Consider the following 15,648-nt stretch of genomic DNA (forward strand, 5'->3'; position numbering starts at 1 on the left):
ACTATGGCTAAACAAATTATTTATGGCGATGAAGCCCGCGCCAAAATGAAAATGGGCATCGAAAAAGTGGCCAATGCCGTAAAAGTCACTTTAGGGCCAAAGGGCAGAAGTGTAGTGCTGGAAAAAAAATTTGGTTCTCCGCTTATCATTGATGACGGCGTGACAATTGCCAAAGATATTGAGTTGGAAGATAAATTTGAAAATATGGGCGCGCAGCTCATCCGCGAAGTGGCTTCCAAAACCAACGATGTCGCCGGCGACGGTACCACTACTGCCACCGTACTTGCTAATGCAATGCTGAGTGAAGGCATCAAAAACATTACCGCCGGAGCCAATCCGACTTTGGTAAAAAAAGGGATAGAAATGGCCGTAGAAGCCACTAAAGAATCTTTGGCTAAAATGCAGAAACCCGTTAAAACCAAAGAAGAAAAAGCGCAAATCGCCACCATTTCTTCCAACGACCGCGAAATCGGCAATATGATTGCTGAAGCCATTGAAAAAGTAGGCGCAGAAGGCGTAATCACTGTAGAAGAAGGTAAAACCGCCGATACGCAGCTTGACATTGTGGAAGGTATGCAGTTTGACCGCGGCTACATCTCTCCTTATTTTGTGACCGATTCCGAAAGAATGGAATGCGTGCTTGAAAACCCGTACATTATTATCACGGACAAAAAGATTTCTTCGATGAATGAACTCTTACCGGTTTTGGAAAAAATTGTACAGAGCGGTAAACAGTTTCTCATCATCGCCGAAGACGTAGACGGCGAAGCATTGGCTACGCTCGTAGTAAACAAACTGCGCGGCACTTTGAAAGGCTGCGCCGTAAAAGCCCCCGGGTTTGGCGACAGACGCAAAGAAATGCTGGAAGACATCGCTATTTTGACAGGCGGAGAGGTACTGTCCGAAGAACGCGGCATTAAGCTCGACAAAGCTGAACTCGCTATGCTCGGCCAGTGTGCCCGCGTAGTAATTGATAAAGAAAATACTACCATCGTCAGCGGCAAAGGCAGCAAAGAAGCCATCGCTGCGCGCGCCGAACAAATTCGCAAGCAGATTGAAAATTCCAAGAGCGAATATGATAAAGAAAAACTCCAAGAACGTTTGGCCAAGCTTTCCGGCGGAGTAGCCGTCATCAGCGTCGGTGCGGCCACGGAAACTGAACTTAAAGCCAAAAAAGCCAAAGTGGAAGACGCTAAAAACGCCACCAAAGCGGGCGTGGAAGAAGGACTTGTCCCCGGCGGCGGCGTAGCTTTGGCCCGCAGCCAAAAGGCCTTGGACGCGTTAAAATCCGACGATGAAGATATCCGCACCGGTATCAACATTGTGAAAAAAGCCCTGACGGCTCCGTTGAAACAAATTGCCGTCAACGCCGGCCTCGACGGTGCGGTAGTAGTCGACAATGTGCTTAAAATGAAAGGCGCGGCTGATGGTTACGATGCCGATACCAATACTTACTGCGACCTCTTGAAAGCAGGCGTGGTAGATCCCGCCAAAGTAGTCCGCACCGCTTTGGAAAATGCGGCCTCTATTACCGGAACCGTTCTGCTCACCGAAACCTTGGTGGCGGACGCTCCGGAAAAAGAAGGACACTCACACGGTCCGGCTATGCCCGGAATGGGCGGTATGGGCGGAATGATGTAATTTGCTGTCCGCAAGGAAAAACCCCGCTTCGCAAGAGGCGGGGTTTTTATTTGCGGAAAACCACCAGCTAGGCCGGTGGTTTTCCGCTGACAACAAAAATCCCCGCTGATTTCTCCAAGCGGGGATTGACGCTAAAACTATTTACGCTATTTTTTAGAAAGGCCTTTACGCACTTGGGTTTGGATATTAGCCTGTTCCAATTTATCCAACTCTTGTTTAATAAGTGTCTGTTCTTCCTGCATTGCTTTAAATAATCGCCGACATATTTATATTTCAGCGCTTTATCCATATACTGCACCGCTTCTTTAGCGCGCGCTTGCTCTTTTTTTACTGCGTTGGTAAAGATAGAATTATCTCTTCCAATACTGCTGTCATACAGCGCGGCGGCAAGACCGGATTCGTACATCGTCAAATAGGCCAATCCCGCAAAGCAGGACGGGGAAGTCAGCTTTAATTTTAACGCTTCCGAAAATAACAGTTTAGCTTGTGCGGATTGAAAAATCCACACTCCGCCGTCGTCGCACTCCCCGACAGACAAAACCACGGCATAATTATAGACAGAGGCAAAATCCTGCCGATTTTTTTCGTATACTTTTTTTGCGGTATCAATTACTTTTTGTTCAATATCACAAGGTTGGGGAAAACGAAAGGCTTCCTTAGCATTTATTTTATTTAGTTGTCTTTCTGTTAAAGACTGCGCCATTACTGCGACGGAAAATAACGAGAACGCCAACAGCAATACTAAAACCTTTTTCATACACTTTTCCTTGTCATTATAATCATTAGACATAGAAATTATTGATAAAAAATCCATAGGTCTTTTGACCCACAAAAAATTCAGGTCTTTTGACCTATAGAAAATTTACTGCTAATTGTTTATAATAATAATAAAGGATACTAAGGAGAAAATATGAAAAAAACTTTCGTATGTGCCGGAATCTTATTGTTAACAGTGTGCCCGTTATTGGCAACATCCAATAGCACATTACAACAGAAAGTAGAGGCAGAAGTAAAAGTAGCTACCACGCAGAATAAAGGTGCTATTGAAAAAAATTTACGGGTCGATTTTGAAATTTCCGAATCGTTTTACGATGAAAGATACGATCAGAACAACGGCCCCTACCGAGCCGATATTGCTTGTAAAGCTTATGCGTTGGACTCCCATTGGCTGATTTTGTCCGGTACGTGTATGCGCTATAGCTCGGGCGATATCCGCGAGCTTGGGGACCACGAATTTATAACACGTTACGGTCGTGTAGTTAAAAATAAGATCAATTATACAAACAACAGTAACGTAATGTTGATTTGGACTGACGAAGATAAATATAAATCGCCTTTTGTAAATGTGTTGGCGACCTCTTCTCCCAACCAATTATTTAAGCTTAGCTCTAATCACACGGTTAAAATTAATACGGCCCGCTTTGGTACAGATTCCGTCAAAACCAGAACCTTAAAAACCGGCTCCATTAAAGGGAATTTCTTTCAGCTGGATGAAAGTTGGACCGATCTCTCCGGTACAGCAACGGACCCGTTGTTTCTTATTTCACCGGAAGAAAACGAATTTTTAGCCGCTTACAATAATGGAGAGATTGAGTACGCATTACAGATGACGGCGAATGATATTTTTAATACATTTGACGGAAAGACCTCAAAGGAGTGGTTTTCTTTAAACAGAAATGACTTGGAATTTATTAAAACAACTGTCCAAAAAAACCGTCCAAATGATTGGAATAAAATCAAACAACGTTTATTCTTCAACAACACGAAAATACCGTTCTTTTCTAAATAAAGAAAAAAACCGTTTGAAGGCCGGCCGCTCAATTAAGCGGCCGGTTTTTTTAATGCTAGTTTTCATCAATTTCCCTGCTTACGCAGGGGAATTTCATATTATTATAGGGGGGTTACAGCTTTTGACCGTGGCCATTGGCGGTCGCGGATTTGGGAGTGTGCCGCCGCACCCGCCTCGCGTTTTGGTTTCATCCGCAGCAGACATACATTATAAACATCAAACAGATGTCTCATCCCTATATGGGTAAAGCAGTTTATCTGCTCTTAGGCATAACAAAAAACCGGACTTTCGTCCGGTTTTAAATAGATTGCGCAGAGAGGGACTCGAACCCTCAAGCCTTGCGGCATGCGCCCCTCAAACGCACGCGTATACCAATTCCGCCACCTGCGCGAAAATTTTTCTTACTTCGAGGGATTGCAAAGAACCATTCGCTATTACTGTTATATTCTAGCAAAAAACAAACGTATCCGCAAGCTTTTTCAAACAAAACACTCCCCGCTTAAATTGCGGGGAGAAAAATTATTTGCCGGCTTGAGCGGGCGCGGACGATGCTGGAATTTTTACATTGTCCAACACGGAAGCAGACGATTTTTTATTGGAAGCAATCGTCAAAATGATAGACGTACACATAAGGACCAATGCCAAAATAGCCGTAAATTTATTGATCGCGTTAAAAGCGGTGGGGCTGGCAAACAAATTATCCGCACCGGAAGCGCCGAAAATACCCGCTGCAGAACCTTTACCGCTTTGCAGCAGTACGAGCAAAATCAGCAGAATGCAAACGATAAAATGCAATATCAAAATTAGAGTATACATTTAAAATTCTCCTGTAGAAATAACACCGTTATTATAGCATTTTTTTTAATGCCTGTCGCCATGTTTATTTGCCTGCGAATTAAAGTTGCAAGAGCAACAGGACAAAAGGTGTAATAAGCAGACCTATGTCCAAATACAAGCAACTCAAAGAACAAGACCGATATACCATAGAACGTATGTTGGGTCAGGGATATAACATCAGGCAGATTACACGGCCAATGGGAAAGTGATTTAATCATATCTTCCAAGGGCAACAAGCAAGCCTTGCAAACTTGTGTATAACGTAAGAGCCGATATCTGCTCATTACTCCTTTACCCGACAGAAGTGCTAACTCCAATAAACAAGCTCTGATTAACTCCCTAAAACATTTACCTTGCACTAGCATTACCTATTAAACAGAAAGTCTTTTGTCCTAACACTCTTCATCCGTTGTCCTAATCGTTGCACTTGCTCCTTTAACGCGCCAATTCAGAAGAGGGTTGACCCGTTTTTTTTTTTTGATACGATAGGGTTATCCACAGAGGTTTCTGTGAGGGTTCTCCCGATTGGGGTTTGTTCGCTTAAAATCGGTAGAATCTGTGCAGAAACATCGCAGGATGACTTTTTTGAAAGGAGAAACGAATATGAAAGGTTTTACATTTGGCCGTCATCCTGAATTTATTTCAGGATCCAATAAACAAGGTTTTACCTTAATTGAATTATTGGTTGTTGTATTAATTATCGGTATTTTAGCGAGCGTTGCCTTGCCGCAATACCAAAAAGCGGTGCTGAAAAGCCGCACGGCGGAAGTGTGGGCGAATTTAAAGACGCTTAATATGGCCGCCAATGCGTATTGTTTGGAAAACCCGAGCGGGTCGGGGACTATTAATACTTATTCTCCCTATTCGGACGATATTTCTTCGGAGTTGGCGGTTGAAGTTAAAAGTTCTAAGTATTTTTATTATTGGGGTTCTATAGCCTGTTCTTCGTCTACCCCAATAGCGTTTGGGGCTGAAGGTACGTCTGCTCTTCCTTACTACCTGCGTTTGTGGTTAAACGCTAAAACAGGCCGTCGGTCTTGCAGTGGAAGCGATTGTGCCAAGATAGGTTTTACTAAATATGCTGCTTCGAACGCAAGTATTTGTACTTGCGGTGTAAATTGCGGCACTTCAAGCTGCTACTACGCCGATTAGTTTTTACCGGTCATTAAAAGCCCCCGACATTAATCGGGGGCTTTTGTATAATACCCGCCCTCTTAACTTTAGAGAGCGGGTTTGTGTCAGATTATTTTGTATTGACAGAATTTCTTGCCGGACTATTTCGCTAACGCCACAAGTCCGGGGAGCTCTTTTCGGTATAAAATAGACCCGCCCTCTTAACTTTAGAGAGCGGGTTTGTGTCAGATTATTTTGTATTGACAAAATTTCTTGCCGGACTATTTCGCTAACGCCACAAGTCCGGGGAGCTCTTTGCCTTCCACAAATTCCATACTCGCACCGCCGCCGGTGGAAACGTGAGACAATTCTTTCTGATTGAATTTGCCTTTTTTGAGCACGTTTACACTGTCTCCGCCGCCGATAATCGTTGTAGCTCCAGATTTCGTAGCATCAATCATCGCTTGGGCAACCGCAAAGCTGCCTTTGGCAAAGTTTGGGAATTCAAATACGCCCATCGGGCCATTCCAGAAAATGGTTTTGCAATTTAAAAGTTCGCTTCTGAACAATTCAATGGTTTTGGGTCCGATATCTAAGCCCATCAAATCGGCCGGAATATTGACGTTTTCTACGAGCACCGGTTCGGTGGTTTCGGCGAATTCTTTACCGCAAATGTGGTCCACAGGCAGCAAGATTTTAACGCCTTTTTCCTGCGCCTTGGCCAAAACGGCTTTGGCTTCATTTTCTTTTTCGGCGTCAAACAAGGATTTGCCGATTTCGTGGCCCTGTACTTTCAGGAACGTGTAAGCCATACCGCCGCCGATGACAAGGACGTTTACTTTGTCCATTAAATTGTTAAGCAGCATAATTTTATCGGACACTTTGGCTCCGCCGACCACGGCCGCAAACGGACGGGAGGGGTTTTCGAGGGCTTTACCCAAAAATTCCACTTCTTTCTGTACAAGATAACCCGCGCAAGCAGGCAAATCGTTCGCTACGGCGCTGGTGGAAGCGTGGGCGCGGTGTACGGTACCAAAAGCTTCCTGCACGAACACTTCGCCGTGTTTAGCAAGCTGTTTGGCAAATTCGGGATCGTTCTTTTCTTCTTCGGGGTGGAAGCGGAGATTTTCCAATAAAGCAATTTCACCGTTCTTCGTTTCGGCTACTACTTTATCGGCTTCGGGGCCTACACAGTCAGACGCAAAATGCACCGGCACGCCAAACAGTTTTTCCACTTCGGCGGCAACAGGAGCCAAGCTAAATTCGGGGCAAACTTTTCCTTTCGGGCGGCCCAAGTGGGCGATGAGCACTACGCGGCAGTTGTTCTCAAGCAGGTGTTTGATGGTTTTTTCGGTGGCAACGATACGTTTGTTATTGTCCACTTTACCGTCTTTCAAAGGTACGTTATAATCCACGCGTACCAAGACTTTTTTGTCTTTCAGGTCCATATCCTGAATTTTTTTGATGCTGTCAAAATTCATACTTTTCCTTGACTCCTTTTTTAACTTTTTCCCGCATAAAAATACGGGTTCTTTACCTCTTAAATTTTACAAAATTTAGACGCGTCCGGCACGTCGTTTATCTGCGTTTGCTGAGCAGCCGCAAAATTTCAAGATACAGCCACACCAGGGTAACAAGTAAACCGAATCCCGCATACCATTCCATATATTTAGGTGCGGCATAATGGCCCGTCATTTCATCGATGAAATAAAAATCCATCAAGAAATTAAATGCGGCTACGATGCATATCACTACGCTGATTCCGATGGAAAGCGGCGAAGAGGACGTTAAATACGCGGTGCTAACGCCAAAGAGCGACAAAATCATAGAACCCAAGTATAAAAGCGCAATTGCAGCAGTAGCGGAAAAAATCCCCACCCTTAATCCACGTGACATTTTGATAAGCCCCGTACGGTATACAAACAACATTACAAAAAATACCAAAACAGTGGCCGCTACAGCATTAAACACAATTCCTTGAAACTGCGCGTTGTACGCGGCGGAAACAGTGCCTAAAAATAATCCTTCCAAAAATGCGTAAACAGGCGCGGTAAACACAGCGAATCGAGGCTTAAAAGAGGTAATAAGCGCCGTTACAAAGCCCGCAATAGCTACCGGCCATAAGAATCCTGCCCAGCTTTGGTAATTCGTCCAAGAAATCATTCCTCCCAATACGCAGATAAACAGCAATGCGAAAGTTTTGTTTATCGTACCTTGTACGGTCATCACTTCATAGGCGGAACGCGCGTTTTCGCGGGCACGTTCAAATGCACTTTCATTTAACATCGGATTGGTTGCCATAATTAAAACTCCCTTATATTAAGATATTTTTATTGTAGAAAATTTTAATATAAAAAACCTATTATTTTTTAATTAGTTTTTTATTTCTTTACCGATAAGGGACATACACCTTTTTCCGCCTCAATGAAGATATTTTAATTTTTGTTCCTTAAAGTTTACATTGCTATATCGGTTACCAACCCATCCTATCTATTCTCATCTAACGCTGACGGCAAAATGCATCACGCTGCTTGTTGTATAATGGGGGGAATATCACTAACCAAAACATCAATAATAAGTATCTGCACCAACAATTCTATGCTTCTTCTCTGTTAAAACTCTAGGTAAAACACAAAAGAGAATGAGATTTATGCAAGACGCTTTCCACGTTCAAATACTTCTGCATCACGGACAGAAACATATACATTTTCTCCTTATTAAAATGATAAAATGTAAAATATGAAAAACATCTTCTTTTCTCCGCTGGCCGCCGCTTGGGTTTGCTGGGCTATTGTCGGGATTTCGCCCGTAGCGGGCAAATACGCTGTCGGTGTGATCAGCCCCGCATTACTCGTTTTTTTAGGTACGCTTATCGGCGCACTTTATTTCACCCCGTGGATTACCAAAAATAAAAAATGGGGGGAATTGCTTGCCCCCGAAACACGTTGGAGATTTCTGTTCATCGGCACCTTTGGCACTGCGCTGCCGTTTACGATTTCACTGATTGCACTTCATTATACTACCGCTGGAAACGCTGCTATTTTACAGCAATCCGAACTGTTTTATTCCCTGCTTTTTTCCGCCGTATTTTTGAGAGAATTTCCCAGCAAAGCACAACTGGCCGGAAGTGCACTTATCGTGGCGGGGGTATTGATTATTCTCGTTAAAGAACAATATACGCCGCGTTGGACGGGCGATCTGCTGATTATCGGCAGCACGTGGATGCTGCAGGCGGGGTCCACCGTAGCCAAAAAACTCCCCAAGAACTTAGACCATCGGGTCATCAGTATGGCGCGCAACTTATTTGCGTTGCCTGCGCTGGTGCTTATTTTGGGAGTAATGTGGTTGTTAAAGGAAAATTTCACATTGATTCCGAACGCGCAGATGTTTTCCGTTCTGGCGTATACAGGAATTTTTAAATACGGACTTGCGATGGTGGTGTGGTACAAAGCTATCCGCGCACTGGATTTAAGCAAAGTGACAGCCATTTATCTTTCTTACCCCATATTATCCTTACTGATTTCCGCCGTACTCGGGCTGGAAACACCTACCGTTTACCAGTTAATCGGGCTGGCGGTTACATTTGCGGGGGCCTATTGGGTCAGTGCGACGGTAAAAAAAGAAGGGCATTAATTTCTCATAATGAAGTACAATATAAATGATGTTTAATATTTCACCTCTTATTGCCATTTGGATTGCTTGGTTCGCCACCGCCGCTAATTTAGTTATAGGGAAAGCTGCGGTGCCGTACGTTACTTCCGCCCTGTTTTTATTATGTGCCTGTTTAGTGTCCGGAATCTTCTTTTTGCCGTATTTACTTAAAAATAATAACTGGAAAATCTTAACGCAAAAAAACATCTGGCCCCGGTGTCTGGCGATGGGAACATTCGGCACCGCTCTGCCGATGACGGTGTTTATGATCGCACTGAATTACACAACCCCTGTCAACGGCGCGATTTTAAACCAGTTTGAAATTATTTATTCGCTTATCTTGTCCTATCTAATCTTAAAAGAACGGCCGAATTTACGGCAGCTGGGCGGCTCGCTGCTTATCATCTTGGGTGTAGGCCTTTTGCTGTGGCAGGCGGGAACGTCGCTCCAGCTCAAAGGCGATTTGATGATTATCGGCTGCCTGTGGATGTTCCAAGTCAGCCACATTTTTGCAAAAAAACTGCCGGCACATCTGGAGCCGCAGCTGATATCGGCAGCCCGCGCACTGTTTGCTGTACCGGCACTGGCGGTACTAGTGGCCTATTTGGCCGTATTTCAGGGACCGCTTGTGTTTGAAAGGAACGCTACACTGTGGAGTATGCTCGTTCTGTGCGCGTTTGTAAACTATTTTTTGGGAAACACCTACTGGTACCGTGCTATACGCAATATGGATTTAAGCAAAGCCACGGCCATTATTTTATCCTATCCGGTAATGACATTTATTTTATCCGTCTGTCTGGGGCAGGATACGATTTCCATCTATAAAGTGCTGGGGATGCTCCTCGCCGTCAGCGGGGCGTATGTGGTTACCGGCATCATCAAACAACAAGGAGAACAAAAATGAAGAAACTCGTTTTATTTGATTTGGACGGAACACTCGTCAATGCCGGAGGCTGCGGCCGCACCGCGCTTACCAAAACCATTGAAGAACTCTACGGCGTAAAACCAGAATTTGACCATTCCCTCATCTCCGGCCGCACGGATACAGACAATTTTGCCATCGTCTATTCACTCGTTAAAAAAGGCAAAAAACCTACCGCTGCCGAAATGAAAAAAATGAAAGCAAAATACTTGGAGCTTTTGCCGCAGCAAGTACACGCGTCCGTGCGCTGCAAACGGTACGATGAAATCGCCGGAGCGGAAAAATTTCTGACGTTTTTATCCAAAGAAAAAGACGTTATTTTGGGCCTCGGGACGGGGAACTTGGAAGAAGGCGCCAAACTAAAACTGGAACCCAGCGGTTTCGGCAAATTCTTTACCGTCGGCGGATACGGGGAGGACGGACATACCCGTGAAGAAATGTTACAGGCCGCCGTCAAACGCGCGGAGAAAAAATTTAAAACCAAAATTACGCCGGAAAACGTCTATGTCATTGGCGACACCCACCGTGATATCGTGGCCGCGAAAAATTGCGGATTTCATTCCGCAGCCATTACGGGGGGATTTGGTGAACCGCAAAAGCTCCAGCGCGCCGCCGCAGAACTGGAGATGAAAGATTTTAAAGACATTACTACTTTCTGCGTGTGGCTCGGCATCAAAACCGATCCCAAAGGCGTCAAACGCGGCAGCTATATTATGCCCGCAAGCGCCATAGAACACGTGTTCTTCAGCCGCACCGGAATTGACGAAGACCGTTTAAAAATGCTCCGTATCAAAAAATACGAAGATTTGGAATCCGGAACCATTATGTAAGGAGGACTGCATGGAATGGTATACTGCCGCTGATAAATTTACCGAAGCGCTGGCCTCTTCTAATCCCACCCCGGGAGGGGGTGCCGCCGCCGCGCAAACAGGGGCAATGGGCTGCGCACTGGCGATGATGGCCGTAGGCACTACACTTAAACGCAAAGCTACGCCGGAAGAGGACAAACCCTTTTTGATGCAAAGCTTAAACCGTTTGGCGTCCTTAAAAAATGAACTGAAAAACTACACTAAAAAAGACGGCGAAGCTTATGACGCATTTCTTGCCGTGCAAAAGCTTCCCAAAGACAACGCCGGCCGCGAAAATGCCGTGCAGGACGCGCTTTGGCAAGCCGCCTGCGTACCCGCCGACGCGGCTACGGCCGCCGTACGTGCGCTTAAAGAGTTGGACGCCGTAAAAGAAAAAGTGGCCTCTATCATTTTTTCCGACGTGCTTTGCGCCAAATACTTGTTGCAGGCCTGTGTACGGTGCGCGGTGGAAAATATCCGCGCAAACCAAGCCTATCTGAAAAATCCGGACCGGACGGAAGAACTCGAAAAACAAATCAATACGTTTTTAAAATCTTGTTAGCAAAATAAGGGGAATTATGAGCGATAAAGCAAACAAAAGAAGCGGTATGCTGGGCACAATCTATAATATGTTGCCCGGAATTGACGACGATTACGCCGCCAAACTGGTGTACACATTGGAGAATAAAAAATCACTTCCGCAGTTACAGCAGGACATTGCCGATATCGCCGCCCGTTTAAATTCCGATTCCCCGATGACGGATACCATCGTCGCCAAAATTTTATTGGACGAAATTACCTTAAACGCCGCTTTACGGCAGCTGCACATTTATAATAATTCCACCACCATTACCGAACTCTGCGCCGCTTTGGAAGTATCCGCCAAAGATACGTCCAAACTGCTTGACGTGTACGCCTCTTTCGCCACGCGCAAATACTTTGACGAAGAATTCGCCGCCGCGTTAAAAGACGTGCAGGACGCGGATATGCCCGATAAAGACAAAGCTCTCTTTGCCGCAAATGTACTTTTGGAAAAAGCCGATACGCTCCTCGCTCCTTCGGCCAAGAACGCCAAGCAGAACCGTAAAGAGGTTTTTAAATTCGCCGACAAATACGGCTTGTCCGTCAAACTGACGGCAGGACTGGAAGTTTTATATATGCGGCCCGCCGCGGTTTCCTTTAAACAGGAATCGCGCCGGTTAATGGAACAGCTGCTTAAGCACAATCCGGACGATCGGCTTTGCGCGGCGCTCACGGCACGCGCGCTGCTCTGCCAGATTACGCCGAAAGACGCGCAGGAAACAGCGGTGCTGTCCAAATTGTTAAACGGCCACATTTTGGAAGAGGATTTAATGATTATTGCCTGCCGCTATCTGAAGGCAAAAACGCCGGCAGATATTGCTGCCACCTTTGAAAGCGTGCTTAAAAAATTGCCGCACGTATCGGATCCATACGAAAATTTGGGTTTAGCGGTGCGCGTACTGGTGGATGGAACGGCTGAAAGCTTTGAAACCGCCACACAAAAAGCCGTACTGAGAAGGGACCGCGAAATCTTGCGTAAAAGCCTAAGCAAAAAAGAACTCTATACAGGATACGAATATGATTTGTCCGAGCGGTTTGGCGGTAAAAAAACATTCGTCCAACTGGAGAGGGAAATGAAAGACCTTCTCAAAATGTTGCCCTACTGCACCGATGAAAAAGACAATAAAGAATTGGCCTGCAAAGTACTGTTAGGATCTCTGGGATATGAAGATGCCGCCAAACAAGCCCAATACTTGCGCGACTTAAAAGCCCAAACGCTTACACAGGGCCTTGCGCCGGAACTGATAAAAAGCTATCTGGGAACAAAACCGGCAGACGAAATTTTACATTTTTTTGAAGAAAACATTGCCCCGTACACCTTTTGGAAATCCGACCGCGAAAAACATATCTTCGCGCTGCGTACGCTGGTGGGGGAACTCAACGGTACCTACAACCGCCGGATTTCACAATTTGTACTGGATATGCTGGAAAACGGCTGTTCTTTGGAACTGATGACGGATATGCTTTCCAACATTCAGACGAGAAAAGCCGGTAAAGAAGAGTTGGATAACTTGCTTGAAATGTATAAACAGGCGCGGGTGAATTCGAACCAATAACTGCCGCCGAAAAAAAAGTTGTTAAATTACGGCATAATTTGCTATGCTGTTATCGTGCCGTTTTATATTTATGTTTAAGGGTGAACAAACAATGAGATACTGGGTCTATATCAGTGACAAAGTAGAGGGTCCTTTTGAAGAGGAAAAACTGGTAACGCTGCAAGGCTTTACCCCGGACACGTTAATCTGCTCCGAAGATGCCGCTTCCGGCGGGAATCAGGAATGGGTGAAAGCGTCCTCTGTTTTTGAGTTTGACCGAGTCACACCGGAACCCGCCGACAATGCGGTGCCGGCCCAAACGCAACCCGCCGCACAACAACCCGCTACACAAACAGACGCGTTGGCAGCGCTGCTTATCTCTAAACTGGATGCTTTGACTGCCCAAATTACCGGTATGCAGACCAAACTTGACGGAATGCAGGCAAAACTGGACGGTATGCAAACCAAATTTGACGAAGCTGTTACCACCGCGCGCCAAACGGTCCAAACACCCGCTGATATTGCTTATGTTCCTCCGCAAGAAGAGGAAACACCTAATACCATTACTTTAACCCGCCACGATTTAACCCCCGAAACCAATGATGACGCCTTAATTACCAATACGGCCAGTTTGGTTTCAAAAGCCGAAGATCTCGTTGCCTCCGCTGAAAAAACCAAAGATCCGGTGGCGGATATGCTTGAACCGATGGACTTGAATGATGCCGAAAATGAAACTGATCTCGGCACAAACGGCGCAGATATAGTTCTCCGCTCGGCAATGGATTCCTTATATAATGCACAAACTCTTGCTCAAAACCAAGAGATAAACGAAAGCACTTTCCAAGACCTGTTGACTCCCGCACAAGCCAAAGCGCTTGCCGAACAAGCGGAAATTTTAAAAACCCAAACGGCCCAAATCAACAATACTCTTAAATCCACTGAAGACGCGGAAAAAGATGCACTTATTTCCCAATTTACGGTACAACCGAAAGAGGACGTGTTGGATCAGGTCATTAAAGAAAGAGAGGAGGAAAAAGCCGAGGCTATTCACGCGGTTGACACCTCCGCTGATAACCCCATTGAACTACCTTCTGTAGAAGAACCCAAACCGGCCGAACCCATTGCCCAACCCGAACAGCAAGAACAACCGGATCTTGTGACTGAAACGAAAGAAGAATCCGTTCAGCCGCTTGATTTCAGCGAACCGGAAGCTGTTCCTGTTCTAACAATTGCGCCCGATGCAAAACAACCCGAAGTGACGGAAGAAGTACAACCGGCGTCCCACATGCCCGCCGATGTACCGCAGCAACAGCCTAATCAGCCTGATCAACCCGTACGTACAACGGGTATACCCTCTTTGGACGATATTGGTGAGTCTGCGCAAAAAGTCGAACAAGATAAAAAAGAAGAAACGATGCAAGAGCTCGTTCCCGGAGCAAAGGCGGAAAAGCCCGAAGACGTTTTAATTACCGCCCAAGACTTAAAGGACGCTTTTACCGAACGTGATGCCCACAGCGACCAGACCGTTGAACAGTTGTTTGGTATTGATCAGCAAGCCAATCAGTCTGTTGAGGCCAAACAGCTGCCTGCTGAAAAACAGAAAATTCCGTCTTTGGATGACATCTCTCAGCAAACAACTGACCAACCGTTGCCGGTGGGAAATCCCAATGATTTAACGGAAATTGAACTGAAAGAAGGTTCTACCTACTTGATTTCGGATTTCGTACCGCCCGCGCAAACAGAACCTGGCGCACTTCCCCAACAGTTGAACACTTTCACAAACGCGCAAACGCAGGAGCAATCTGCCAACACGAACAGCACAGATGCGTTTACCGAAATTCTTTCCACTTCCACAATGCCGCAACCTGCAGAGTTGCGTTCAGAGGATACGCCATCTGATGTAACCGTGTCCCAAGTTATTTTGGAAAATACCATCAAAACTAAACGCGGAGCAACGTTGGACATCAAAACGGTGCCGATGGTACCGGAACCGGCTCAGTCCGAACGGTTGCAGATTGAGGGCTTGGATGATGACATCAACGCCCAGCACGATATCAAACCCGCCGATGAAAAACCCGCTAAGAATAATAAAATGATTTTGGGCATATTGGCCACCTTCGTACTGGCTGCGCTCATTTACGGAATGCTCGCATTTATGAACGTAATTCCTGCCCAGTTTAACCTCTTGTCGGGAAATAAAGCGCAGGAGCAGCAAGATGCCGCACATCAAGCCCAAATGGAAGAAATGCTTTCCGAAGAACCGGCACAACCGCAACCAGCACAAGAACCCCAACAACCGGCCATAAGCCCAATGGATGCCGCATTAACGGAAGTACAAAATTATCCACTCACAAACGGGCTGACGCTGAAGGAATTTATTGAAGCTAAACATCCCGCAGCGCAGAACTTGATTACTTGGGATATCTCCACTGCCGTTGATCCGGATAACTACTCTGTGCTCGTAAAAGTTCCGCCGGAGAATCCGCAGAGTTTTAAAATTTCCTACCGTTTTAACTATAACACGGTAACGAAAACCTTGGATCCGACAATTTCCGACGCAAAAAACCTGTTAGACCAAGCCAACCAAAGCGTTGGGGTACAGCAGCGTCCGCAGCCGGCTCCGGCAATGTAAACGAAAGCATTTGACACAAAAAACTCCGTCCCGAAAGGACGGAGTTTTTTGTCTAAAAAACGTCCCAAAGTCTTTAGTCCGTGGGTATCGAACGTACA

At 45.7% G+C, this 15,648-nt stretch carries 14 protein-coding genes and 1 tRNA gene; 10 read left to right on the plus strand and 5 right to left on the minus strand.

Features of this window, described 5'->3' with window-relative positions:
• Nucleotides 1-3: 3 nt before the first annotated feature.
• Complete coding sequence (gene groL, locus ACI351_RS02390; protein WP_439733660.1) at nt 4-1,641, plus strand: chaperonin GroEL; 1,638 nt, start codon at nt 4-6, stop codon at nt 1,639-1,641.
• A gap of 67 nt (nt 1,642-1,708) precedes the next feature.
• On the opposite strand, the gene ACI351_RS02395 is transcribed toward groL, so the two are convergent.
• Entirely contained in the window at nt 1,709-2,398 is a 690-nt protein-coding gene (locus ACI351_RS02395; RefSeq protein WP_439733661.1) for a hypothetical protein, read from the minus strand.
• A 153-nt stretch (nt 2,399-2,551) separates the two neighbouring features.
• On the opposite strand from ACI351_RS02395, the gene ACI351_RS02400 reads away from it, so the two are divergent.
• Nucleotides 2,552-3,430: a hypothetical protein gene (locus tag ACI351_RS02400; RefSeq protein ID WP_439733662.1), complete on the plus strand. Its 879-nt coding sequence runs from the start codon at nt 2,552-2,554 to the stop codon at nt 3,428-3,430.
• A gap of 308 nt (nt 3,431-3,738) precedes the next feature.
• Here the strand turns inward: ACI351_RS02400 and ACI351_RS02405 are convergent.
• A tRNA-Leu gene (locus ACI351_RS02405) sits at nt 3,739-3,820 on the minus strand.
• A gap of 129 nt (nt 3,821-3,949) precedes the next feature.
• On the minus strand, nt 3,950-4,246 hold the full coding sequence (gene secG, locus ACI351_RS02410) for a preprotein translocase subunit SecG (RefSeq protein ID WP_439733663.1): 297 nt from the start codon (nt 4,244-4,246) through the stop codon (nt 3,950-3,952).
• Nucleotides 4,247-4,371: 125 nt separating this feature from the next.
• Here secG and ACI351_RS02415 point away from each other — a divergent pair, with 125 nt between their 5' ends.
• Both ACI351_RS02415 and ACI351_RS02420 read left to right on the plus strand, forming a co-directional pair.
• Nucleotides 4,372-4,476 (plus strand): helix-turn-helix domain-containing protein, encoded by a 105-nt coding sequence (locus ACI351_RS02415; protein ID WP_439733664.1) that lies wholly within the window; start codon nt 4,372-4,374, stop codon nt 4,474-4,476.
• Nucleotides 4,477-4,870: 394 nt separating this feature from the next.
• On the plus strand, nt 4,871-5,419 hold the full coding sequence (locus ACI351_RS02420) for a type IV pilin protein (RefSeq protein WP_439733665.1): 549 nt from the start codon (nt 4,871-4,873) through the stop codon (nt 5,417-5,419).
• Between the two features lie 242 nt (nt 5,420-5,661).
• On the opposite strand, the gene ACI351_RS02425 is transcribed toward ACI351_RS02420, so the two are convergent.
• Together ACI351_RS02425 and ACI351_RS02430 are read right to left on the minus strand one after the other, a co-directional pair.
• The gene (locus tag ACI351_RS02425; RefSeq protein ID WP_439733666.1) at nt 5,662-6,861 is read right to left on the minus strand and encodes a phosphoglycerate kinase; all 1,200 of its coding nucleotides are present in this window, start codon (nt 6,859-6,861) and stop codon (nt 5,662-5,664) included.
• 97 nt (nt 6,862-6,958) lie between these two features.
• Complete coding sequence (locus tag ACI351_RS02430) at nt 6,959-7,681, minus strand: Bax inhibitor-1/YccA family protein (protein ID WP_439733667.1); 723 nt, start codon at nt 7,679-7,681, stop codon at nt 6,959-6,961.
• Nucleotides 7,682-8,119: 438 nt separating this feature from the next.
• Here ACI351_RS02430 and ACI351_RS02435 point away from each other — a divergent pair, with 438 nt between their 5' ends.
• The 6 genes from ACI351_RS02435 to ACI351_RS02460 all read left to right on the plus strand — a co-directional run bounded on the left by ACI351_RS02435 (nt 8,120) and on the right by ACI351_RS02460 (nt 15,550).
• Nucleotides 8,120-9,013 (plus strand): DMT family transporter, encoded by an 894-nt coding sequence (locus ACI351_RS02435; protein ID WP_439733668.1) that lies wholly within the window; start codon nt 8,120-8,122, stop codon nt 9,011-9,013.
• Nucleotides 9,014-9,038: 25 nt separating this feature from the next.
• A complete protein-coding gene (locus ACI351_RS02440; RefSeq protein WP_439733669.1) occupies nt 9,039-9,935 on the plus strand; it encodes a DMT family transporter in 897 nt (298 codons plus the stop codon).
• The gene (locus tag ACI351_RS02445) at nt 9,932-10,783 is read left to right on the plus strand and encodes an HAD family hydrolase (RefSeq protein ID WP_439733670.1); all 852 of its coding nucleotides are present in this window, start codon (nt 9,932-9,934) and stop codon (nt 10,781-10,783) included. Before ACI351_RS02440 ends, ACI351_RS02445 begins: the two co-directional genes overlap by 4 nt.
• Nucleotides 10,784-10,793: 10 nt before the next feature.
• Nucleotides 10,794-11,363: a cyclodeaminase/cyclohydrolase family protein gene (locus ACI351_RS02450; RefSeq protein WP_439733671.1), complete on the plus strand. Its 570-nt coding sequence runs from the start codon at nt 10,794-10,796 to the stop codon at nt 11,361-11,363.
• Between the two features lie 16 nt (nt 11,364-11,379).
• On the plus strand, nt 11,380-12,939 hold the full coding sequence (locus ACI351_RS02455; RefSeq protein ID WP_439733672.1) for a hypothetical protein: 1,560 nt from the start codon (nt 11,380-11,382) through the stop codon (nt 12,937-12,939).
• A gap of 70 nt (nt 12,940-13,009) precedes the next feature.
• On the plus strand, nt 13,010-15,550 hold the full coding sequence (locus ACI351_RS02460) for a hypothetical protein (RefSeq protein WP_439733673.1): 2,541 nt from the start codon (nt 13,010-13,012) through the stop codon (nt 15,548-15,550).
• The last annotated feature ends 98 nt before the right edge of the window (nt 15,551-15,648 follow it).

This window comes from Candidatus Avelusimicrobium sp. (genome assembly GCF_051874775.1).
Classification (GTDB): domain Bacteria; phylum Elusimicrobiota; class Elusimicrobia; order Elusimicrobiales; family Elusimicrobiaceae; genus Avelusimicrobium.

What these genes read in the sequence shown, in the direction of transcription:
- groL (WP_439733660.1), top strand. Translation starts at nt 4, where the DNA reads ATGGCTAAACAAATTATTTATGGCGATGAAGCCCGCGCCAAAATGAAA.
- ACI351_RS02395 (WP_439733661.1), bottom strand. Translation starts at nt 2,398, where the DNA reads ATGAAAAAGGTTTTAGTATTGCTGTTGGCGTTCTCGTTATTTTCCGTC.
- ACI351_RS02400 (WP_439733662.1), top strand. Translation starts at nt 2,552, where the DNA reads ATGAAAAAAACTTTCGTATGTGCCGGAATCTTATTGTTAACAGTGTGC.
- secG (WP_439733663.1), bottom strand. Translation starts at nt 4,246, where the DNA reads ATGTATACTCTAATTTTGATATTGCATTTTATCGTTTGCATTCTGCTG.
- ACI351_RS02415 (WP_439733664.1), top strand. Translation starts at nt 4,372, where the DNA reads ATGTCCAAATACAAGCAACTCAAAGAACAAGACCGATATACCATAGAA.
- ACI351_RS02420 (WP_439733665.1), top strand. Translation starts at nt 4,871, where the DNA reads ATGAAAGGTTTTACATTTGGCCGTCATCCTGAATTTATTTCAGGATCC.
- ACI351_RS02425 (WP_439733666.1), bottom strand. Translation starts at nt 6,861, where the DNA reads ATGAATTTTGACAGCATCAAAAAAATTCAGGATATGGACCTGAAAGAC.
- ACI351_RS02430 (WP_439733667.1), bottom strand. Translation starts at nt 7,681, where the DNA reads ATGGCAACCAATCCGATGTTAAATGAAAGTGCATTTGAACGTGCCCGC.
- ACI351_RS02435 (WP_439733668.1), top strand. Translation starts at nt 8,120, where the DNA reads ATGAAAAACATCTTCTTTTCTCCGCTGGCCGCCGCTTGGGTTTGCTGG.
- ACI351_RS02440 (WP_439733669.1), top strand. Translation starts at nt 9,039, where the DNA reads ATGATGTTTAATATTTCACCTCTTATTGCCATTTGGATTGCTTGGTTC.
- ACI351_RS02445 (WP_439733670.1), top strand. Translation starts at nt 9,932, where the DNA reads ATGAAGAAACTCGTTTTATTTGATTTGGACGGAACACTCGTCAATGCC.
- ACI351_RS02450 (WP_439733671.1), top strand. Translation starts at nt 10,794, where the DNA reads ATGGAATGGTATACTGCCGCTGATAAATTTACCGAAGCGCTGGCCTCT.
- ACI351_RS02455 (WP_439733672.1), top strand. Translation starts at nt 11,380, where the DNA reads ATGAGCGATAAAGCAAACAAAAGAAGCGGTATGCTGGGCACAATCTAT.
- ACI351_RS02460 (WP_439733673.1), top strand. Translation starts at nt 13,010, where the DNA reads ATGTTTAAGGGTGAACAAACAATGAGATACTGGGTCTATATCAGTGAC.